General features: G+C 64.6%; 19 protein-coding genes. 8 read left to right on the top strand and 11 right to left on the bottom strand.

Features of this window, described 5'->3' with window-relative positions:
• Positions 1-22 precede the first annotated feature (22 nt).
• The 10 genes from IFT58_RS01815 to ykgO form a co-directional block, all read right to left on the bottom strand.
• Positions 23-709, bottom strand: coding sequence for a DUF1120 domain-containing protein (locus tag IFT58_RS01815; protein WP_192093755.1), 687 nt, complete (start codon positions 707-709; stop codon positions 23-25).
• Positions 710-948: 239 nt separating this feature from the next.
• The gene (locus tag IFT58_RS01810) at positions 949-1,452 is read right to left on the bottom strand and encodes a hypothetical protein (RefSeq protein WP_192093754.1); all 504 of its coding nucleotides are present in this window, start codon (positions 1,450-1,452) and stop codon (positions 949-951) included.
• Between the two features lie 7 nt (positions 1,453-1,459).
• Entirely contained in the window at positions 1,460-3,793 is a 2,334-nt protein-coding gene (locus IFT58_RS01805; protein WP_192093753.1) for a fimbria/pilus outer membrane usher protein, read from the bottom strand.
• Positions 3,794-3,984: 191 nt separating this feature from the next.
• Positions 3,985-4,686, bottom strand: coding sequence for a fimbria/pilus chaperone family protein (locus IFT58_RS01800; protein ID WP_192080679.1), 702 nt, complete (start codon positions 4,684-4,686; stop codon positions 3,985-3,987).
• Between the two features lie 343 nt (positions 4,687-5,029).
• Complete coding sequence (locus IFT58_RS01795; RefSeq protein ID WP_192080680.1) at positions 5,030-6,283, bottom strand: TraB/GumN family protein; 1,254 nt, start codon at positions 6,281-6,283, stop codon at positions 5,030-5,032.
• A 3-nt stretch (positions 6,284-6,286) separates the two neighbouring features.
• Positions 6,287-6,817: a GNAT family N-acetyltransferase gene (locus tag IFT58_RS01790; protein ID WP_188324278.1), complete on the bottom strand. Its 531-nt coding sequence runs from the start codon at positions 6,815-6,817 to the stop codon at positions 6,287-6,289.
• Between the two features lie 22 nt (positions 6,818-6,839).
• Positions 6,840-7,727: a carbon-nitrogen hydrolase gene (locus IFT58_RS01785; RefSeq protein ID WP_192080681.1), complete on the bottom strand. Its 888-nt coding sequence runs from the start codon at positions 7,725-7,727 to the stop codon at positions 6,840-6,842.
• A gap of 462 nt (positions 7,728-8,189) precedes the next feature.
• Entirely contained in the window at positions 8,190-9,230 is a 1,041-nt protein-coding gene (locus IFT58_RS01780) for an agmatine deiminase family protein (RefSeq protein ID WP_192093751.1), read from the bottom strand.
• A gap of 42 nt (positions 9,231-9,272) precedes the next feature.
• Entirely contained in the window at positions 9,273-9,602 is a 330-nt protein-coding gene (locus IFT58_RS01775) for a hypothetical protein (RefSeq protein ID WP_192093750.1), read from the bottom strand.
• Positions 9,603-9,731: 129 nt separating this feature from the next.
• A complete protein-coding gene (gene ykgO / locus IFT58_RS01770) occupies positions 9,732-9,857 on the bottom strand; it encodes a type B 50S ribosomal protein L36 (protein WP_005409283.1) in 126 nt (41 codons plus the stop codon).
• Positions 9,858-10,066: 209 nt separating this feature from the next.
• On the opposite strand from ykgO, the gene cmk reads away from it, so the two are divergent.
• From cmk to galU, 8 genes are all read left to right on the top strand, one after another.
• Positions 10,067-10,744: a (d)CMP kinase gene (cmk, locus tag IFT58_RS01765; RefSeq protein WP_192093749.1), complete on the top strand. Its 678-nt coding sequence runs from the start codon at positions 10,067-10,069 to the stop codon at positions 10,742-10,744.
• A 199-nt stretch (positions 10,745-10,943) separates the two neighbouring features.
• On the top strand, positions 10,944-12,626 hold the full coding sequence (gene rpsA, locus IFT58_RS01760) for a 30S ribosomal protein S1 (protein ID WP_188324273.1): 1,683 nt from the start codon (positions 10,944-10,946) through the stop codon (positions 12,624-12,626).
• An 87-nt stretch (positions 12,627-12,713) separates the two neighbouring features.
• Positions 12,714-13,019 carry an integration host factor subunit beta gene (locus IFT58_RS01755; RefSeq protein ID WP_188324272.1) on the top strand — a complete coding sequence of 102 codons (306 nt, stop codon included), beginning with the start codon at positions 12,714-12,716 and terminating at the stop codon, positions 13,017-13,019.
• A 71-nt stretch (positions 13,020-13,090) separates the two neighbouring features.
• Complete coding sequence (locus tag IFT58_RS01750) at positions 13,091-13,372, top strand: lipopolysaccharide assembly protein LapA domain-containing protein (protein WP_188324271.1); 282 nt, start codon at positions 13,091-13,093, stop codon at positions 13,370-13,372.
• Positions 13,373-13,378: 6 nt separating this feature from the next.
• The gene (gene lapB, locus IFT58_RS01745) at positions 13,379-14,557 is read left to right on the top strand and encodes a lipopolysaccharide assembly protein LapB (RefSeq protein ID WP_188324270.1); all 1,179 of its coding nucleotides are present in this window, start codon (positions 13,379-13,381) and stop codon (positions 14,555-14,557) included.
• Positions 14,558-14,560: 3 nt separating this feature from the next.
• Positions 14,561-15,541, top strand: coding sequence for a glycosyltransferase family 4 protein (locus tag IFT58_RS01740; RefSeq protein ID WP_192093748.1), 981 nt, complete (start codon positions 14,561-14,563; stop codon positions 15,539-15,541).
• 15 nt (positions 15,542-15,556) lie between these two features.
• Complete coding sequence (locus IFT58_RS01735; protein ID WP_192093747.1) at positions 15,557-17,461, top strand: nucleoside-diphosphate sugar epimerase/dehydratase; 1,905 nt, start codon at positions 15,557-15,559, stop codon at positions 17,459-17,461.
• A 3-nt stretch (positions 17,462-17,464) separates the two neighbouring features.
• The gene (gene galU, locus IFT58_RS01730; RefSeq protein WP_188324267.1) at positions 17,465-18,349 is read left to right on the top strand and encodes a UTP--glucose-1-phosphate uridylyltransferase GalU; all 885 of its coding nucleotides are present in this window, start codon (positions 17,465-17,467) and stop codon (positions 18,347-18,349) included.
• Positions 18,350-19,372: 1,023 nt separating this feature from the next.
• Here the strand turns inward: galU and IFT58_RS01725 are convergent.
• On the bottom strand, positions 19,373-20,581 hold the full coding sequence (locus tag IFT58_RS01725; protein WP_188324266.1) for an acetyl-CoA C-acyltransferase: 1,209 nt from the start codon (positions 20,579-20,581) through the stop codon (positions 19,373-19,375).
• Positions 20,582-20,614: the final 33 nt, after the last annotated feature.

Raw genomic sequence — 20,614 nt, 5'->3', positions numbered from 1 at the left:
ATGTTGATTCCTCGATGTAGGTTTAGATGTAGACCAGCTCAATGACGGCCTCGCCATCGAGCTCCACCTCGCTGTCCAGTGTGAGGTTGTCCGTGGGTGCAATACCTGCAAGCACATTGACCCGCATCGTGCTTACGTCGTAGGCACCGGGACCGGTGCCCGCAGTCCCGGTCCAGCCAAGCAGCTGGTCTTGGCCTGGGGCGAAGAGTGCAGAGGCAACGAAGTCGCCCCACGTGCTGCCGTTGTCAGCCGACCACATCAGAAACTTGGGGCCGGAAGTCGAACTGACATCGGTGATGCGCACGGTGTAGGCACCAATCGGCTGGTCGCCGGCAGGATCGGCAATCACACCCAAGCCAAAGCCGTGCGCATTGCCCGTACGGGCGTCGATAACGCCGGTAACGCCGGGGGCCGCCGTGCCAGCGCGACTATCCGCAATCCGCACGCCGACGGCGCCCGGAACCTTACAGGTGATGGTCAAGGTGACGGATTTACTGCCCAATGAGGTAGGCGTGCTCTTGTTCAGGGCTGCTGCGCCCACGACGCCATAGTCAATGCTGGATTCGCTCAGGGTGGGAACGCATGCGGTTGGGACAAAACTGCCGGTGACACTCAGTTTTGCCGACGGCGCCGCTTGAGCGAGCGCTTGCCCCGAGCCCAACGCGGCGGTGATGGCCAGACCCAGTAGGGCGTGGTGCTTGAAGTTCATGGAAAATCCTCATCGAATAAGCGATCGGGTGATCGCTGGGGGTGGAGGCCACCCTGATAAGGATGGCCGTGACTGTCAGCCGCCCTTGAAGGGGCGACGCTGCCTTTGCGGCAGAACAAACTGGTCAGATGCCCTGGCCCGCTACGGTTCGAGGTGTGAACCTGGACTTGACACGACTAGTTTCGCTGTTACATGGCGCCTCAGGCATCGGATCAGGCTGAAAGCGCAGTTCTATCGACTCAGGGGTCCAGCAGACTGATCAGTGCATCCAGCCGCAACGGTTCAAGGTCGCTCACTCTCTGAACCGACGTGGTCAGGCGTGGGTTGACCCGCAGTTGCGCCGTGAATCGTTTGCCTTCAACCGGCCGGCCACCGTCCACCGCGCGCACGCGGACCGAAGGCGGCAGCAGCATGGCAAGGGCGGGCGATGCCTGATCCCGCTCAAGCGATACCGCGCGGTCGTCCACCCTGGCATCGAACAGCGTCAGCCGCACATCGCCGTGCTCACTGAACGAAAACGACTCCGGATCGTGGGCAACGGGCCCATCCGCCTGCAGCGCGAACGCCCGCGGCGCGGTGCAATCCACGCTCAGCGACAGCGTGCGAGCCCCCAGCTCGGCGGCGCCGCCGCTTCGCGGCATCAGCTCCGAGGGGCGCACTCGGCCGTAGTCGACATTTGGCTGACTGATCTGAATCTCGCAGGCACCCGCAGCGCCTGGCAGCATCAACAGCAGTCGCAGCATCGCTGCGTTAGAGCACATGGCAGGTCGCCGATGCGTTTTCATAGAAGAGATCCTCGTTTTGCTCTTGCTGAAGGTTGATCGAGAGGCTGCACTGGGCGGCTTCCGGCAGGGAAAGCGTCAATTTCTGGTCTGGCTGGTAGTTGTTGATGAAGGCGATGCCGCGATCTCCCACGCTGGTGACGAACTCCTCACCGGCCATCACCGGTGTACCTTTGGCGATGGGTTGCCCGTGCTCATCAACGATGCGGGCCAGGACGCGACGGGTAGTGGTGACGCCAAACTCAACCCGGCTGACAGAGCCCCGGCTGGCTTCGAGGACGCGCACGCCGTTATCCAGTTCGTAGTGGCGGGGCAGGCTTTTGGTTTCCACCTCGATGCGGCTGACGCCGAAAGCGGTCATCTGTGGAATAACGGCATGGCCACGCATGTCGGTCCACACGGTACCGCCCGGAGTGGAGATCCGCGTGCCGGCCCGGTCGCCGATCTTGACCAGGCCGAAGGTGTCGCGAAGTGGATAGGGTGATAGGGTCAGCCCATTGCGGTGTACCAAGAGGCCACCCGTTGCCGACCCGGAAAGCGCTTGACTTTGGCCGCTCTGCGAGTAGCCCAGCGATACCTGGGCGTAGCGCGGGATGGCACTGATGCCGGCATACAACGACTCCTGGCCAGAATGCATTTCCCGCTCAGCCGACAGGCGATAGGCGATTCCGTTGTCATCCTGATGATCCACCCCAACGCCGAGATACGTGGAGTCGCTGCGCGTACGTGCCGTGGCGCGAACACTGGTGGGGCCAAGCGGGACCGTGACACTGAGATAGGCCGACTGCTGCCTGCGTGCGCCGGTAGGACTGCTGTTGGTGTCGCGGTCAAGGCTCAACGATACAAGTGATTGCCCCAGTCGCTTGCTCCAGCTCAGCCCCACGCGGTTGCTGCTGCGGCCGTCGAACGTCTGGCGCGGCGAGTAGGATCCGGAGAACGATCCCAGGACACCCCCAGACACGTTCAAGCCCGCACTCCACTGCCGCTTGTTGCGCGTCGCCGACCAATGATCCGAAACACCATAGGTGGCGTCGAGCAGCTCGCGGTAACCGTCCGTTCGCTGGCTGGCGGTCACATTGAGGTTCAGCCGGCTACCGATTGGAGCGCTGATCCGCGCCTCGATCTGGCCGCCGCGTGATCCGTCGGTACGATCCGTCGACCAGAGCGCACGGGTCGACAGCCTCGCAGCGGCAAGCGGGGTATCCAGACCCACTGCCACGCTTTGGTAGTAAGGGGTGGCGAGGAACCCGGCGCTGAACACCGCATCGGCACGCCGCGAGCGCCAAGCGGTCGTTGCGGAGACAACCACGGGGTTGTCGTGCAGCATCTCGCCACCGAATCGGCGAATCTGGCCGGCCGCGAACGTCGCGCCCGGCACACTGAGGCTGGCCCGACGGAAGCTGCTGGCAGGCACGATGAAGCTGCGTGTGCCGCTGGCTTCCTCAACCGTCACCTCCAGGTCCAGGTTACGGTTGAGCACGCGGAAATCACCGATCGCGAAGGGACCCGGCGGTACGACGGTGCTGTGCAGGAGCATGCCCGCCTGGCGGATTTCCACGCGTGCTTCGCTGGCCGCATTACCCTCGACCAAGGCGCCGCCCTCATCGCTTTGACGCAGTGCTTCTTCCGGGACGACCTGAAGGCCGACAATGGGCGTACCGCCGAACAGTGGGCTGGTGACGTTGATCTCTCCCAACTGCAGCACCTGTTGCAGGTTCACCGAGCTGCGCTGTGCATAGGTCTCAAGTTGCTGCACGCGTACGCCTGCCTCGCCCGCATTCAGCGCACTGCGGCTGCGGACGATCCAGTCGCCAGCGTTCAAGCCCAGCTCGATGTTGGCGCTAGTATTGCGGCGCGTGCCGCGTTCGGTGCGAAAGACCGACGAGTTCACGCCGTAGTTGATCAGCGCAGCCACGCCCCCCGTGCTGTAGTGGCGAATCTCGCCAGGTCGCTCGTCCAGGGCCGCTTCCGGCACCACCAGCTCCACCTGGTTATTGGCCGGGTCGAGTCGTAGCACCGCCTGGGGCCACGCACCCAGGAAGTCGTAAATTTCCGCTTCTGGCGGCGCAAGCTGATGCGGGGCGGGCGGGATCCGCAGGGCGGCGTCCTGAAGGAACCGGGCGTCGAAGCGCAGCTCACCTGACGCGTCGAAGCGTGCATCCAGCGTGCCGCGTGACTGGCCATTGATGACCAGCCCGACCCTGCGCTCGCCGGCGGAGAACCGCGGTGCTTCGCGGAAGTACGCAGCCAATGCAGGATCGAGGCCGCGCGCGCGCAGGGAGTCCACATCGAAGTCTGCCATTGACGCGCTGCCCGTCGCCACGGCGTACCCGGCGGGACAGAACAGGGCGGCGGTAAGCGCCAAGGCCAGCGCGTGCGGACGGCTGGGTGTCGGCAACACCCCGCCATGGCCGCCCTTGCGGGCAGTGGTGGACATCTGCATGGCGGAACTCCGGATGAGGTTGGGCGAGCGGCGGGACTGGCCGGATAGCCTTACTTCAGCGGCGCAATATGTTCCTTGACCGTGAAGCCATAGACACTGGCGGGCTGGAGTCGCACGCGGTCATCGTTACCAGCGCCTGCGACGGTCGTGGTGAACCGCTCGCCAGGCAACAGGTAGGTGCGCGGAAGTGTCCCCATGGCATCGGAAGGCATCACGTGGACCTCCTGCGCCAAGCGCACGACGTAGGCGCTGTCGTTGGTGACGCTCAACTGGTCACCCTGCAGCGACCAGGCAAGCAGTTCCCACGGCTTTTCATTGCGGGGCAGGCCCTTGGGGTGAAGCAGGATCGGCAGGTTCTGGCGCACGCTGACGCCCACCGATGAGCCTTCTTCACCTTTGCGGGACTGCTTGATGGTGTCGAACGAAACCCGCTTCATGCGCTGCGTTGCCAGCGGCTCGCCCTGGTAGATGAAGCGCACCAGCTGACTCTGGCCCGCTTCTACCCGCGCGATCGGTGGCGTCACCACGACCACGCTCTCGGTGTCTTCTGGAATGTCATGTATGGTGGTGTGCAACAGAGCGGACATCGGATCGCTGTTCTTCACGCTCATCGTCGCTTCGCCGTCTTCTTCGTGGATGACGACGATGGTGGTTTCAGGCTGCATGCCGTCGGCCTTGGCTGGCACGGTGGTGCACAGCAGGGTGATGCCGGCGAGCGCGACTGCGGGCAATACGGATTTGATCAACTTCACGGCGGGCGTCCTCATCAGGGGTTACGCACCGCGCGGAGTCCGGTGCGTCAGGGGGTGTCACTTCTGATGGAGGATTCTCCGGGGCGGGAGAGGGTGGCGTAATAGGACGGGGCCCAATCAAGTGACGAGCGTCAACAGCCTGGTGCCTGCGCTGGCCGGCACGCTGGGCTGGGCCAAAGGCACCGTGGGCCACTTTTGCCGAACCTCCGGCTGTCTGGCAAACAGGCTGCTACTTCAAATCGCGCGATGATTCGAGCGCGGCAGCACAGCAGCGCGGGCGCATGGCCCGCCGTTTGATTTCCGAAAACGCCAGACGAGTGACGACCAGGGGCCGTTACCCGATTTACTGCGCGGCGACCTTGCCCCATACCTGGAAACCGGTCAGCCACAGGCCCAGCATGCTGCCGAGGTTGGTCAGCATGAAGGTCAGCACCACGCGGGTGACGCGGTTGCGGTACCAGCCCTTCAGCGTCTGCGCGTCGTCGCGCAGCTTCAGGAAGTCTTCGTAGGCCGGCTTGCGCAGGCGCGTCTCTACCAGCGCCGCGAACGCGCCGGTGGGAATGCTCAGGCGGAACGGCTTGAACGGGGCCACCACGATCGCCGTGAGAATGCTCAACGGGTGGCTGCCTGCCAACAGGCAGCCCAGGCCCGCCAGGCCGCCGGTGTACATCGCCCAGGTCGCCAGCAGTTCGGTGCCCACGCCCATCCCGCCGCGGTAGAAGCCCACGCCGATGCCGGTTGCCACGATGGCCAGGATGGCCAGGGTGAACCACGGAATGTTGCGCTTCTTCGCCACGGATTCCAGCTGCGCACGCAGCGGCACCGGCGGCTCATTGTCGGTTTCCAGATAGGTGGCCAGACCGGCCAGATGGCCGGCACCCACCACCGCCAGTACTTCGCGCTGCGCCGGCTCGACACCCTGCAGGGCACGTTCTTCGCGCAGGCGGGTCGCCATGTAGCGGTCGCGCTCACCGATGATCGTGTCGTACAGCGCGGGGCTTTCCTTGGCGAACTCGCCAAAGCTGGATTCGAGCATGTCGCCCTGCTTCAGCTTCTCGATCTCATCACTGCCCACCTCGTCGGACGAGAACAGGCCAGCCGCCAAGCCGGTCATCAGCTTGATCTTGCCGAAAAAGCCCAGCTGCGCCGACGCACGCTTGAAGGTCAGGCCGACCTCACGGTCGATCAGGTGCACGGGCAGCCCGCGCTCACGCGCGAGCAGTACCGCGCGCTTCAACTCCGCGCCCGGTTCGATGCCGAGCTGCTCGGCCAAGCGGCGCTGGTACGCCGACAGCGCGAGGTTGGCGGCGAACAGGGCCACGCGGCCCTTGCGGATCACCTCCACCAGATCCAGCTTGGCCAGCGTGTCCGGCTCGGTCAGTGCCTGCAGGCGCTGCGGATCCAGTTCTACCGCGACGGCATCGAAGCGCCCGCTGTAGATGGCCTTTTCCACCGCTTCCACGCTGGTGTGCGATACGTGCGCAGTGCCCAGCAGCGTGTAACGCACACCTTCGCGTACGACGATGCGCACGGGCTGGCCGGCAAACAGTTCTTCGCCATCAGCAACATCGCTGGAGCGGGGCAGGGAGTCAGTCATGCATTACTCATTGGTGGGTGCGCTGTCAGTGCCGTCGCCGAGCGCGCGTTGCATCTGCACCGTGTCGAGCCAGCGGCCGTGCTTGCGCCCCAGCCCCTGGAAAACACCGACCAGATGGAAACCGAAGCGCTCGTGCAACTTGATGGAGGCGGTGTTGGTGGGTTCGCCGATCACGGCCACCATCTGCCGATAACCACGTGCGGTGCAGGCATCGATCAGCGCCTGCAGCAGCGTGGTGCCTACGCGCTGGCCCTGGAAGCGCGCATCCACATAGACCGAGTTTTCCACGGTCCACTGATAGGCCACTCGGGTGCGGTAGGTATTGGCGTAGGCATAGCCGGCGACGTCGCCGTCAACCTCGGCGACGATGTAGGGGAAGCCGCGGGCCACGATGTCCTGCATCCGGCGCTGCATTTCAGCCGCGTCGGGGATGTCGTACTCGTAGGTGTTGACGAAATCGGTCACTTCCACCGCGTAGATCGCGGTGATCGCAGCGATGTCAGCCTCGCGGACATCACGGATAAGCACGGCCATGGGCGCAGGTTCCGGCAGGGGATCAGTCGATGTAGCGCTTGAGCAGGTCGCCGTACGCGTCGATGCGCCGATCACGCAGGAACGGCCAGATGCGGCGCACGTGCTCGCTGCGCTGCAGGTCGACCTCGCAGATCAGCACCGTTTCCTCACCACCGGCTTCAGCGATGAACTCGCCCTGCGGCCCCAGCACGTGGCTGTTGCCCCAGAACTGGATGCCCGATGCGCCCATTGGCGACGGTTCGTGGCCGACGCGGTTGCAGCTGAGCACCGGCACGCCGTTGGCCACGGCATGGCCGCGGTGACTGAGCACCCACGCATCGCGCTGGCGATTCTTTTCATCCTGCTGGTCATCCGGGTCCCAGCCGATGGCGGTGGGATAGAGCAGCAGCTCGGCACCGGCCAGCGCCATCAGGCGGGCCGCTTCCGGATACCACTGGTCCCAGCACACCAGCACGCCAAGGCGGCCGACCGAGGTGTCGATCGGCGTGAAGCCGAGATCGCCCGGGGTGAAGTAGAACTTTTCGTAGAAGCCCGGATCGTCCGGAATGTGCATCTTGCGGTACTTGCCCAGCAGGCTGCCGTCCTTTTCGAACACCACCGCGGTGTTGTGGTACAGGCCCGCGGCACGGCGCTCGAACAGCGAGGCGACCAGGACCACACCGTGCTGCTTGGCCAGCTTACCCAAGCGCTCGGTGCTGGGGCCCGGAATCGGCTCGGCCAGGTCGAATTCGTCCACATTTTCGTGCTGGCAGAAGTACGCGCCATTGTGCAGCTCCTGCAGCAGCACCAGCTTGGCGCCATTGGCTGCGGCTTCAGCGACACGGGATTCGATCACGGCGAGATTGGCGGCGGCATCACCGTGGTTGCGCTCCTGGATCAGAGCGACGGTAAGGGGCTGGCGGGGACTCATCCGAAAGCGTTCCTGCAGGGGAAAACATGCATGTTAACGCGGATGGGCGAGGGCAGCGTGGCCGCGGCTGAATGATGGGTATGGGGGCGTTCTGGCCTGCGGCCGGCAGAAGCGCAGGCAACGTCAACAGCAGACGGCAACTGCAATCTCAGGAGCACGGCTGCATCGCCCCGGCCGGCGCGGCAGGGATCGCCAGGAATCGCCGTGAATACGTCCCTATGCGGGGGCGATAGAGGTGAAGCGGAACGGAAAAAGAATGGGCGGGGCAGAGCCCCGCCCATTTCTATTTTTCACGTGGCGGGCGGCCCACGGAACTTGTCCGAGGGCCGGGCGGGGAGGCTATGCGGGGCCTTGAGCGGCAGGAGCCGCGAAGAGCTACATGGACGTACTTGCGCGTGCCCCGCATAGCCTCCCCGCCCGGCCCTTCACCCAGCTGCCGCTTCCCAGCCAGCCACGAAGGGCTCAGCCGTTTGCCAGCAACCCCGCCGGCAACTGCATCGTGATGCAATGCAGGCTCCCGTTCTGCCAGATCAGCGACCGGCAGGGCACCTGCACGATCTCCCGATCCGGGAACGCCGCCGCCAGAACATCCCGTGCGGCGTCATCGGCGACATCACCGTAGGCCGGCATCAGCACCGCCCCGTTGATGATCAGGAAGTTCGCATACGACGCAGCCAGACGGCGGCCGTCGTCCAGTACCGGCTGCGGCCACGGCAGCGGGAACAGACGGTACGGCGCGCCATCGACGGTGCGCAGCGCGGCCAGCTCGGCGCCCATCGCCTGCAGCTCGGCATGGTGCGAGTCGTCGGCGTCATCACAGGCCTGGTAGACGATGCTGTCCGCGGACGCGAAACGTGCCAGCGTGTCGATATGCGCGTCGGTGTCGTCGCCTTCCAGATAGCCGTGATCGAGCCACAGCACCCGGTCCTGCTGCAGCCAGTCGGCCATGTCGGTCGACAGGCTGGCGCGATCACGGTCCGGGTGGCGCTCATGCAGGCACTTCCACGTGGTCAGCAACGTACCCTGGCCATCGGTTTCAATGCCGCCGCCTTCCAAGGCGAAGGGAATGCTGCGAACCGGCGCATCGGTGAACACGCCCGCGCCGGCCAACACGCCGACCAGTTGGTCATCCAGGCTGGCATCGAACTTGCCGCCCCAACCAGTGAAGCGGAAGTCCAGCAGCTGGAAGCCGCCGTCCTTGCGCTGCAGGGTGATCGGACCGGAGTCGCGCAGCCACGTGTCGTCGTACTGCGCGGTGACGAAGTGCACGCGGTCCATGTCGATGCGGTTGGAGCGCAGGCGCATTTCGGCGTAGGTCTCCACGTCGTCGTCGGCCACGCAGATCAGCACCGGCTGGAAGCGGGTGATCGCGGCCACCAGGGCGATGTAGGTCTCTTCCACCTGGCCCAGGCGCTCGGCCCAGTCGGTGTCGGCCGTCGGCCAGGCAATCAGGACGCCGCTCTGGGCTTCCCACTCGGCAGGAAAACGTAGGGTCTCGTTCATGGTCTCGCTTGCATTGGCCCGCGCGGGCGCGGGCTGGGTTCGTCAGCGGATCGGCGGCTTCGGGCCGATCTCGTTGGGGGCCGCCTTGTTGGCCACCACGTCGATCACCTTCTGCTTTTCAAAGTAGACGGTGAACTGCGGGTAGACCCAGCGGTTGATGGTCGGCCACTGGCGCTTCTGGCCGCCGCGAGCATCCAACTGCTCGGCCGGTGCGCCCAACTGGCTCTGCACCTGCTGCATGCTCTGGCCGCGGACGGGCAGGGCGATGCCCGGCTTCTCGGCGGCGCGATCCACCAGCAGGGTGTCTGCCAGGGCCGGTGTGGCCGCGGCGAGGGTGGCCATCACGGCCAGGGACATCAGGCAACGCTTCATCTCGAACTACTCCCCAGTGGTCAAGAAACGCGATTACAACATGGATAAAGCAGAAAGCCGCCCGGAGGCGGCTTTCTGTATCAAACCGGCCCCGCGAAGGACCTGTGGTCGGCCGTGAGGCCGGCCAACTCAGCGCTGGCGCGCCTTGAAACGCGGGTTCGACTTGCAGATCACGAAGATCTTGCCACGACGACGCACGACCTTGCAGTCACGGTGACGGGCCTTCGCTGACTTCAGGGAGGACAGGACTTTCATGGCATACCTCGGCGTACACGTTGAGTGTAAAAGTAAGTGTTCAAGTGGAGCGCGGCCGCGATATGCCAGAGACAATACTGCGTTGACGCTCGTTCAAGCCCGCCATTCTACCGGACTTTTCTCCATCGTTTCAAGTGGTTGCACAGACCAATCGCAGCACCCGGTCAGGCTGGGGCTAGAATGGCCCCTTCACACCTGCTGGAAACCCCATGTCTGCACTCGTTCCCGTCCTCACCATCGACGGCCCTTCCGGGGCTGGCAAGGGTACCATCAGCCGCATCGTGGCCCGCCGCCTGGGCTGGCACTACCTCGATTCCGGCGCGCTGTACCGGGCCGTGGGCGTGGCCGCCAGCTGGGCGGACATCGACACCTCGGACGCGTCGGCGCTGGTGCGCTGCACCTTCGACACCAAGGTGCAGTTCGTGGAACAGGGCGAGACGATGCGGGTGCTGGTCAACGGCACCGACGCCACCGACGAGCTGCGGCTGGAAACCACCGGTGCGCTGGCCTCGGCCATTGCCGCCATCCCGGAGGTGCGTGGCGCACTCAAGGAGCGGCAGCGCGCATTCAGGTCTGCCCCCGGCCTGGTGGCCGATGGCCGTGACATGGGTACGGTCATCTTCGTGGACGCCTCCTATAAGGTGTTTCTGACCGCAAGTGCCCAGGAGCGCGCCGAGCGCCGTCATAAGCAGTTGAATGACAAGGGGGTTTCTGTTAGCTTTGATGACCTCCTGCGCGAGATCATGGCCCGCGACGCCCGTGATGCACAGCGCACTGTGGCGCCCCTGAAGCCGGCAGACGATGCCGTCCTCATCGATACCACTGGTATCGGCATCGATGATGTCGTTGCACGAGTGATGGATCTGCTTCCGGTTTCGGCTGCCTGATCCGTTCGTACAGGAGAACCGCCCTCGACGGGGCGGTGTCGCAACACGCACCGCAGGGTTGTAAATGCTCCGTCGCGCAATGATGCGTGGCGGTTTAATCACTTCACACACGGCCCGCTTTTCCGGGGTCGACCAACAGGCGGGCGGCTGGGTTCCTTGATGGAAACCGCTGACCCATGTGATCAACAGAGTAAATCTAATGACCGAATCTTTTGCCGAACTGTTTGAAGCCAGCCAGGCCAATCTGGCCAAGCTGAAGCCGGGCTCCATCGTCAGCGGTACCGTCGTGGAAGTCCGCGGCGATGTCGTGGTGATCAATGCCGGGCTGAAGTCCGAAGGCATCGTGCCGATCGAACAGTTCCGTAACGATGATGGCGAGATCGATGTCGCCGTAGGCGATGTCGTCAAGGTCGCCCTCGATTCCATCGAGAACGGCTTCGGTGAGACCGTTCTGTCGCGTGAGAAAGCAAAGCGCGCGATGGTGTGGGACGAGCTGGAAGAAGCGCTGGAAAAGAACGAAACCATCACCGGTCGCATCAGCGGCAAGGTCAAGGGTGGTTTCACCGTCGACATCAAGGATGTCCGCGCGTTCCTGCCGGGTTCCCTGGTCGATGTGCGCCCCGTGCGCGATCCGGCCTACCTGGAAGGCAAGGAGCTGGAATTCAAGCTCATCAAGCTGGACCGCAAGCGTAACAACGTCGTGGTTTCGCGCCGCGCTGTCGTCGAAAGCGAGCACTCGGAAGAGCGCGAGCAGCTGATGGACAAGCTGCAGGAAGGCGCGATCCTGAAGGGTGTCGTCAAGAACCTGACCGATTACGGCGCTTTCGTGGACCTGGGCGGCATCGACGGCCTGTTGCACATCACCGACATGGCTTGGAAGCGCGTGCGCCATCCGTCCGAAGTCGTGAATGTCGGCGACGAGCTGGACGTGCGCGTGCTGAAGTTCGACCGCGAGCGCAACCGCGTTTCGCTGGGTCTGAAGCAGCTGGGCGAAGATCCGTGGGATAACATCTCGCGTCGTTACCCGGCCAACAGCCGCGTGTTCGGCAAGGTCTCCAACGTGACCGATTACGGCGCATTCGTCGAAATCGAGCCGGGCGTGGAAGGCCTGGTGCACGTGTCCGAGATGGATTGGACCAACAAGAACGTCAACCCGTCCAAGGTGGTGCAGGTCGGTGACGAAGTCGAAGTGATGGTGCTGGATTGTGACGAAGAGCGTCGCCGCATCTCGCTGGGCATGAAGCAGGTTGCCGCCAATCCGTGGGAAACCTTCGCTGCCACCCACAAGAAGGGTGACAAGGTGTCGGGCCAGATCAAGTCGATCACCGACTTCGGCATCTTCATCGGCCTGGACGGCGGCATCGACGGCCTGGTTCACCTGTCCGACATCAGCTGGGCGACCACTGGCGAAGACATCGTGCGCAACTTCAAGAAGGGCGACAACCTGGACGCAGTGGTCCTGGCGGTTGATCCGGAACGCGAGCGCATCAGCCTGGGCGTCAAGCAGCTGGAGCAGGATCCGTTCGGTCAGTTCATGGCCGTCAATCCGAAGGGTTCCAAGATCGAAGGTGTGGTCAAGGAAGTTGACGCCAAGGGCGCCATCATCGAACTGGCCGACGGCATCGAGGGCTATGTTGCTGCCCGCGATATCTCCGTCGACCGCGTCGACGATGCCACCCAGCACCTGAAGGTTGGCGACAAGATCGAAGCCAAGTTCGTGGGCATGGACCGTAAGGGCCGTACCCTGCAGCTGTCGATCAAGGCGAAGGACGATGCGGAAATGCGCGAAGTGCTGGAGGACTACCAGTCCGCCTCTTCGGCCGGCATGACCCAGCTCGGCGCGCTGCTGCGTGCACAGCTGGGCGGCAACAAGTCCGAGTAATCGGTCTGCCGCTGTCGTAGTTTCCTGGACGGCCCGGACATCAGTCCGGGCCGTTTCAGGGTTTGAGCCCCTCGAGCAGAGCCTGCAATGACCAAATCCGAACTGATCGAAATCCTTGCGCGCCGGCAGGCGCACCTGAAGGCCGATGATGTCGATCTGGCGGTGAAGTCGTTGTTGGAGATGATGGGCGGCTCGTTGTCGGCCGGTGATCGCATCGAGATCCGCGGTTTCGGCAGTTTTTCCCTGCATTACCGTCCGCCGCGCCTGGGTCGCAATCCCAAGACCGGTGAATCGGTCGCCCTGCCGGGCAAGCATGTCCCGCACTTCAAGCCGGGCAAAGAGCTGCGCGAACGCGTCAGCGATGTGGTGCCACAGGAAGCCGATCCGGCCTGATCCTGCATCACGACGTGCGATCCACCCACCGGGTCGGATAAGCTACGGTCTTCCGTGACTGGAGCTGTCGCATGAAGGTTTTCCGTTTACTGGTCCTGCTGGCAGTGCTGGTCATTGGACTGATCATCGGTGCGGTCAACATGACCGAGATGACGATCAACCTGGTTTTCACTGAATTGCATACCTCGGTTGGCGTGGCGATGATCGCTGCGTTGCTGGTCGGGGTCGTGGTCGGTGCCGGCCTGGTGCTGGTGAGCGTGGTCGTTCCGCTCTATGCCCAGCTGCGCCGTGCCAACAAGGCTGCCCTGGCAACTCCGGGTGTGGCTGTTACTCCTCCTTATGATGGACGCTGATCGCAGATGGAATTTGTCTCCGAGTACTTCTGGTTTTTCCTGTGTGTCCCGCTGGCGGCGGTTGCCGGCTGGGTCATCGGCCGGCGCGGCGGACAGCGCCACGGCGACAACCAGGTCAGCCGCCTGTCCAGTACCTACTTCCGCGGCCTGAACTACCTGCTCAACGAGCAGCCGGACAAGGCGATCGAACTGTTCCTGCACATCGCCGAGCTGGACAAGGAAACCTTCGAGACCCAGGTCGCGTTGGGCCATCTGTTCCGCCGTCGCGGTGAGGTCGATCGCGCGATCCGCCTGCACCAGGGACTGGTTAACCGCACCGACCTCAGCGATCCCCAGCGCGTACAGGCGCTGCTGGCGCTGGGCGAGGACTACATGAAGTCCGGCCTGCTGGACCGTGCCGAAACCGTGTTCTCCGAACTGGCACAGATCGACCAGCGCGCACCACAGGCGCTCAAGCACCTGATCGGCATCTACCAGGCCGAGCGGGACTGGGAAAAGGCGATCGACAACGCGTTGCGCTTCGAAGAAGTCACCGGCGAGCCCATGGGCAAGCTGGTCGGGCAGTTCGAATGCGAACTGGCCGAGCGCCACCGCGGCGCGGGTAACGTGGAGCAGGCGAGGGCAGCCATCGCGCGGGCCTACCAGGCCGATGCGATGTCCGTACGGGCCGGCATCATCGAAGGCCGTCTGGAAACCGATGCCGGCAACGCCGAAGCCGCCGTCCGCGCTTTCGAGCGCGCCGCGCGCAACGATCCGGAGTACCTGCCGGAAGTGCTGCAGCCGCTGATGCAGAACTACCGCAAGGTCGGTGACCTGGGCGGCGCGCGCAGCTTCCTGTCCGAGATGACGGAACATTACCGTGGCATCGCGCCCGTGCTGGCGCTGACCCGGTTGATGGAAGAGCAGGAAGGTGTCGCCCCCGCGCGTGCCTACCTCGGCCGCCAGTTGAAGGATCGCCCGTCGGTACGCGGCGAGTCAGCGCTCATCGACCTCACCTTGGCCGAGGGTGCCGACCCGACCGCCACCCTGCACGATCTGAAGCACATCACCGACCAGTTGCTGGTGCGCAACCCGGCCTACCGCTGCACGCGCTGCGGTTTTGGCGCACGCACGCACCATTGGCAGTGCCCGAGCTGCAAGGAATGGGGCACGGTCAAGCCACTGCTGAATTACGCGGTGCTGTAACGCATGAACGCTGTTGTCGCGTTCGAGGCGCTGGGCATGCTTACCCTCGCGGCGGCCAGCCTGACCTGGCTGGCACGCCGCTATGCGCTGCATCGCCAGCTGCTGGACCAGCCCGGTGAGCGGCGCAGCCATGCGGTGGCGACGCCTCGTGGCGGTGGCATTGCCATCGTGGCGACGGTCCTGCTGGGCACGACCGCCGGCGCGATGGTGTGGCCTGCTGCGGTGGTCGGGCTGGCCGTGTTCGCCGCGGGACTGTTGCTGGTCGCAGGGATCGGCTGGTGGGATGACCATCATCCGTTGCCGGCGATTCGGCGGCTGATGGTACACATGCTGGCATCGGCGCTGCTGGCTGCGCTGGTGTGGCAGGCAACGGGCAGCATCGTGCAGGCCGTCCTGCTGTTCTTTGTCGCAACTGCCTTGATAAATCTGTGGAACTTCATGGATGGCATCAACGGCATCGCCGCCAGTCAGGCCTTGATTGCCGCGCTGGCCATCGCCGCGATCCTGCCAACCCCTGCGGCACTGCTGGCGATCGCCGTGGCGGCCGGGTGCCTTGGATTCCTGCCGTTCAACTTTCCGCGCGCACGCATCTTCATGGGTGATGTCGGCAGCGGGGCCTTGGGTTACCTGCTCGCGGCGCTTGTCGGGTTGGCCAGCGTGGTGACCGACATCAACTGGCTGCTGTTGCTGGTGCCGCTCGCGGTGTTCCTTGTGGACGCAGGCTTCACGCTGTCATCCCGCATGCTCTCCGGGCAACGCTGGATGGAACCACACACGCAGCACGTCTATCAGCGCGCCGTGAAGGCTGGCTTCAGCCACGCACGGGTGACGGGCGTGTATATTCTGCTCGGCCTGGTCGGAGCGGTGCTGCTGTACGCAGCGCGTTCGATATCTTCGCTGCATCAGGCTGGCGTGGCGGTCGCCTGGGGGGTGCTGTTGGCCTGCCTGTGGGGCGTGTCGCGCGTTCGCCTGCGCAATTTCTGAGGGTTTATCCTGCTCATGTCAGCTAGGTGGAACAGAATTCTTGCGCTGCTGCCGCGCGCCGCCATCGTCGTCCATGATCTTTTCATGGTCTGGGCCTGCTGGCAGCTTCTGCACGCGGGCCGGTACTCGATCCTCCCCGATGCGCCGGCGCTGCCTCTCTGGAATGTAGACACCTCGCTGGTGCTGGGCATCCAGGCATTGGTGTTCTGGCGTGTCGGCCTGTATCGCGGCCTGTGGCGTTTTGCCAGCGTGGCCGACCTGATCAACATCTTCAAGGCCAGCTTCATCGGCCTGATCGCCATCGTCTTGACGTTGGCATGGAAGCGCTTCGACGGCGTGCCGCTGTCGGTGCTCGTCATCTATCCCTTCGCGCTGTCCGCGCTGCTCGGTGCCCCGCGCCTGCTGTATCGCGCCTGGAAGGATTATCAGTCCGTACAGTCCGACTCGACCGGTCGCCGTGTGCTGATCCTGGGCGCAGGTCAGGCTGCGGAGGCGCTGGTGCGCGACCTGCGCCGTTCCGGTGAGTACGAACCGGTCGGCCTGCTGGACGATGCCCCGCACCTGCAGGGCGCCAAGCTGCAGGGACTGCCGATCCTCGGCACGCTGGACGACGCGCCGGCTGTCGCGCGCGAAACCGTTGCGCGGCTGATCGTCATCGCCATTCCCTCGCTGGATGCGGTGGGCATGCAGCGGGTGGTCGGCCTGTGTGAGAGCACGGGTGTGCCGTTCCGCACGGTGCCCAAATTGAGTGACATCCTGCAGGGCCAGTCGCTGCCGGGTCAGTTGAAAGAAGTGGCGATCGAAGACCTGCTGGGGCGCAAGCCGATCCAGCCGGACTGGACCTTGATCCGCGGTTGGCTGGGCGGCCGGACGGTGCTCGTCACCGGCGCCGGCGGGTCGATCGGTTCGGAACTGTGCCGCCAGTGTGCACGCCATGGGGCAGGGCGCATCGTGCTGCTCGAGATGAGCGAACTGCTGCTGCTGACCATCGAAGCCGAGCTGCGTCGCAGCTTCCCGGACATCGAGGTCGAGGCCGTGCTGGGTGACTGCGGTGACCCCGCGGTGATCCGCCATGCGCTGTCGCTGCATCGGGTGGAAGCGACCTTCCATGCGGCCGCCTACAAGCAGGTGCCGGTATTGGAGCGTCAACTGCGCGAAGCGGTCCGCAACAACATCCTGGCCACCGAGAACGTGGCGCGCGCCTGCATGGAAGCAAAGGTGGAGCACTTCGTCTTCATCTCGACCGACAAGGCCGTAGACCCGGTCAACTCGCTGGGCGCCAGCAAGCGCTATGCCGAGATGATCTGCCAGAGCCTGGACCAGAAGTCCACGCACACGCGTTTCGTGACCGTCCGCTTCGGCAACGTGCTGGCCTCCGCCGGCAGCGTGGTGCCGTTGTTCCGCGACCAGATCATGAAGGGCGGTCCGGTGACCGTCACCGATCCGGAGGTCACGCGTTACTTCATGACCATCCCGGAAGCCTGCCAGCTGATCCTGCAAGCGGCCGCGTCCGCCTCGCACGGCGCGATCTACACGCTGGACATGGGCGAACCGGTACCGATCCGCGTGCTCGCCGAGCAGATGATCCGACTGACGGGAAAGCAGCCGTACAAGGACATCGCCATCATCTACACCGGCCTGCGTCCCGGTGAGAAGCTGCACGAAACGCTGTTCTATTCCGATGAGGAATACCGGCCCACCTCACACCCCAAGGTGCTGGAGGCGGGCGTGCGTACGTTCTCGCGGGACCTCGTGCTGGCCAACGTGCCGAAGCTGCGCGACGCGATATCCACTTACGATATCGAAGCGATCCAGGAGATCCTGTTCGCCACGATGCCGGAGTTCGATCCGCTTCAACAGGATGCTTACATCCCTTCGGCTAACGTGGTTCCCTTCCCCGTAAGAGAGGCCAACAGGTAGCAGATGAGCAAGCGAATCAGAAAGGCAGTTTTTCCGGTGGCAGGGCTAGGGACACGCTTTTTGCCGGCAACCAAGACGGTTCCGAAGGAAATGCTGCCGATCATCGATCGTCCGCTCATCCAGTACGCCGTTGACGAAGCCATCGAAGCGGGCTGCGACACCCTGATCTTCATCACCAACCGCTACAAGCATGCGGTTGCCGACTATTTCGACAAGGCCTACGAGCTCGAGCAGAAGCTCGAACGCGCCGGCAAGCTGGAGCAGCTGGAGCTGGTTCGCCACGTGCTTCCCAACGGCGTGCGTGCGGTCTTCGTGACCCAAGCCGAAGCGCTGGGCCTGGGCCATGCCGTGCTGTGTGCGAAAGAGATCATCGGCGATGAGCCCTTCGCGGTGCTGCTGCCGGACGATCTGATCTACAACCGCGGTGACGGTGCGCTCAAGCAGATGGCTGACCTCAACGAGGCCACCGGTGCCAGCGTGATCGCGGTGGAAGATGTGCCGCACGAGCAGACGGCGAGCTACGGTATCGTCGCCACGGACGCGTTCGATGGCAGTCACGGCCGCATTTCGGCGATCGTCGAAAAGCCGAAGCCGGAAGATGCACCCAGTGACCTCGCGGTAGTGGGCCGTTACGTGCTCAGCCCGAAGATCTTCGAACTGCTGGAAGCGACCGGTACCGGCGCAGGTGGCGAGATCCAGCTGACCGACGCGATCGCCGAGCTGCTGAAGAGCGAGCCCGTCGATGCCTATCGTTTCGAAGGACGTCGCTTCGACTGCGGCACGCATCTGGGCCTGGTGGAAGCCACCATCCGGTTTGCACTGAACAGCAAGAAGCTGGCCAAGCCGGCCCGGCAGAAGCTGCAGGAAATGCTCGCCGAAGACGATTGATCCGGCGAACGGCGGAGCCCCTCGTGGCGGGCGGCGAAAGCTGCAGCTGCGGCGGGGCCGGGCGGTGGGGCTGGTCGGGGGACGGCAATAGCCGCATCCCTGCGGGCCTCGTTTCTTGCCATCCATGGCACTCAACGCCCCCGCCCAGCCCCACCGCCCGACCCCCTGACGGGTTCCGGTGGCAGCCCGCCACGTAAGAAAAAATAAAAAAGCCGTAGCGCCGACCCATGGTCGGCGGAATGTTCCCGCCAACGGCCCGCTGCGCTCGCCGACCATGGGTCGGCGCTACCGATGCCCGCAGGTCCCGTCCCACCAAACACACATGCCTGTAGCTGCGGCTGTTGCTGTTGCCGTGGCTCTGGCTCCAGCACGGTGCCGGGGCGCAGCCCCGGCAACCAAAACCTTTTCTGCGGAATGTTCCCGCCAACGGCCCGCTGCGCTCGCCGACCATGGGTCGGCGCTACCGATGCTCACAGGTCCCGTGGCCGCCATGGACCTGTCGAAGGTGGGGCGGGGTGGGCTCGCGGGGGCGTTGAGCGCCATGGATGGCGCGAAACGAGGCCCGCATGGATGCGGCTGTTGCCGTCGCCCGCGAACCCACCCCGTCCCGCCAAACACACATACCTGCAGCTCCGGCTGTTGCTGTTGCTGTTGCTGTTGCCGTTGCTCTGGCTCCAGCAGGGTGCCAGGGCGCAGCCCCGCCAACCAAAACCTTTTCTGCGGAATGTTCCCGCCAACGGCCCGCTGCGCTCGCCGACCATGGGTCGGCGCTACCGATGCTCACAGGTCCCGTGGCCACCATGGACCTGTCGAAGGTGGGGCGGGGTGGGTTCGCGGGGGCGTTGAGCGCCATGGATGGCGCGAAACGAGGCCCGCATGGATGCGGCTGTTGCCGTCCCCCGCGAACCCACCCCGTCCCGCCCATCCCGGCAATGCAGCTGTTGCTGTTGCCGTGGCTTTGGCTTTGCTCTGGCTCTGGCTCAAGCAGGGTGCCGGGGCGCAGCCCCGGCAACCAAAACCCTCTTACAGCGATTCGAAGATGCCCGCCGCACCCATGCCGGTGCCGATGCACATCGTCACCATGCCGTACTTCTGCTGGCGACGACGCAGACCGTGCAGCAGCGTCGCCGTACGGATCGCACCCGTGGCGCCCAGCGGATGGCCCAGCGCGATGGCGCCGCCCAGCGGATTGACCTTCGACGGGTCCAGCCCGCAATCGCGGATCACCGCCAGCGACTGCGCCGCAAACGCTTCGTTGAGCTCGATCCAGTCCAACTGATCCTGGGTCAGGCCGGCCTGCTTCAGCGCCTTCGGAATCGCCGCGATCGGGCCGATGCCCATCACTTCCGGGCGCACACCGGCGACCGAGAAGCTGACGAACCGGGCCAGCGGCTTCAGGCCGTAATCCTTCACCGCCTGCTCGGACGCCAACAGCACCGCACCGGCGCCGTCGCTCATCTGCGAGGAATTGCCGGCCGTGACCGTACCGCCGAACTGGCCGTTGCGGAACACCGGGCGCAGCTTGGCCAGGCCTTCCGCGGACGAATCCAGGCGCGGGCCCTCATCGGTGTCGACGACGGTGTCGCGGGTGATGATGCGGCGGCCGTCGGCCAGGTCCGGCTGACGGGTGCGCACGTCGTACGGACTGATCTCGTCCTTGAAGTCGCCGTTCTGGATCGCGGCGATCGCCTTCTGGTGCGAGGCGAGGGCAAAGGCGTCCTGCTCTTCGCGCGACACCTTCCACTCTTCGGCGACCTTCTCAGCGGTGATGCCCATGCCGTAGGCAATGGCCACGTGGTCGTTATCGAACACGCTCGGGGCCATCGCGATCTTGTTGCCCATCATCGGCACCATCGACATCGATTCGGTACCGCCGGCCAGCATCAGGTCGGCATTGCCCAGACGGATCTGATCCGCCGCCATGGCGACGGCCTGCAGGCCGGATGAGCAGAAACGGTTCACCGTCTGCGCCGCGATGGTGTCCGGCAGGCCGGCCAGCAGTACGCCGATGCGCGCCACGTTCATGCCCTGCTCGGCTTCCGGCATCGCGCAGCCGATGATGGCGTCGTCGATGCGGTTGACGTCGATGCCCGGCGCCTGCGCTACCACCGAGCGCAGCACGTGGGCCAGCATGTCGTCGGGACGGGTGTTGCGGAACATGCCCTTGGGCGCCTTGCCTACCGGTGTGCGGGTGGCGGCGACGATGTAGGCATCCTGGATTTGCTTGGTCATTGCAGTGATCTCTTCAATAGGGGTTGGGATGAG

The organism is Stenotrophomonas sp. CFBP 13718, from assembly GCF_014842145.1.
In the GTDB taxonomy this organism is placed as follows: Bacteria; Pseudomonadota; Gammaproteobacteria; order Xanthomonadales; family Xanthomonadaceae; genus Stenotrophomonas.
The sequence above is the reverse complement of the archived record's forward strand: the minus strand, read 5'-3'. Positions and strand labels throughout refer to the sequence as shown.

Excerpts from the sequence above, each read along its gene's own strand:
- IFT58_RS01795 (WP_192080680.1), bottom strand. The coding sequence starts at position 6,283 with ATGACTGACTCCCTGCCCCGCTCCAGCGATGTTGCTGATGGCGAAGAA.
- IFT58_RS01805 (WP_192093753.1), bottom strand. The coding sequence starts at position 3,793 with ATGGCAGACTTCGATGTGGACTCCCTGCGCGCGCGCGGCCTCGATCCT.
- IFT58_RS01750 (WP_188324271.1), top strand. The coding sequence starts at position 13,091 with ATGAAGGTTTTCCGTTTACTGGTCCTGCTGGCAGTGCTGGTCATTGGA.
- IFT58_RS01755 (WP_188324272.1), top strand. The coding sequence starts at position 12,714 with ATGACCAAATCCGAACTGATCGAAATCCTTGCGCGCCGGCAGGCGCAC.
- galU (WP_188324267.1), top strand. The coding sequence starts at position 17,465 with ATGAGCAAGCGAATCAGAAAGGCAGTTTTTCCGGTGGCAGGGCTAGGG.
- IFT58_RS01735 (WP_192093747.1), top strand. The coding sequence starts at position 15,557 with ATGTCAGCTAGGTGGAACAGAATTCTTGCGCTGCTGCCGCGCGCCGCC.
- lapB (WP_188324270.1), top strand. The coding sequence starts at position 13,379 with ATGGAATTTGTCTCCGAGTACTTCTGGTTTTTCCTGTGTGTCCCGCTG.
- IFT58_RS01810 (WP_192093754.1), bottom strand. The coding sequence starts at position 1,452 with ATGCTGCGACTGCTGTTGATGCTGCCAGGCGCTGCGGGTGCCTGCGAG.
- IFT58_RS01740 (WP_192093748.1), top strand. The coding sequence starts at position 14,561 with ATGAACGCTGTTGTCGCGTTCGAGGCGCTGGGCATGCTTACCCTCGCG.
- IFT58_RS01790 (WP_188324278.1), bottom strand. The coding sequence starts at position 6,817 with ATGGCCGTGCTTATCCGTGATGTCCGCGAGGCTGACATCGCTGCGATC.
- IFT58_RS01775 (WP_192093750.1), bottom strand. The coding sequence starts at position 9,602 with ATGAAGCGTTGCCTGATGTCCCTGGCCGTGATGGCCACCCTCGCCGCG.
- ykgO (WP_005409283.1), bottom strand. The coding sequence starts at position 9,857 with ATGAAAGTCCTGTCCTCCCTGAAGTCAGCGAAGGCCCGTCACCGTGAC.
- IFT58_RS01725 (WP_188324266.1), bottom strand. The coding sequence starts at position 20,581 with ATGACCAAGCAAATCCAGGATGCCTACATCGTCGCCGCCACCCGCACA.
- IFT58_RS01785 (WP_192080681.1), bottom strand. The coding sequence starts at position 7,727 with ATGAGTCCCCGCCAGCCCCTTACCGTCGCTCTGATCCAGGAGCGCAAC.
- cmk (WP_192093749.1), top strand. The coding sequence starts at position 10,067 with ATGTCTGCACTCGTTCCCGTCCTCACCATCGACGGCCCTTCCGGGGCT.
- IFT58_RS01815 (WP_192093755.1), bottom strand. The coding sequence starts at position 709 with ATGAACTTCAAGCACCACGCCCTACTGGGTCTGGCCATCACCGCCGCG.
- IFT58_RS01780 (WP_192093751.1), bottom strand. The coding sequence starts at position 9,230 with ATGAACGAGACCCTACGTTTTCCTGCCGAGTGGGAAGCCCAGAGCGGC.
- rpsA (WP_188324273.1), top strand. The coding sequence starts at position 10,944 with ATGACCGAATCTTTTGCCGAACTGTTTGAAGCCAGCCAGGCCAATCTG.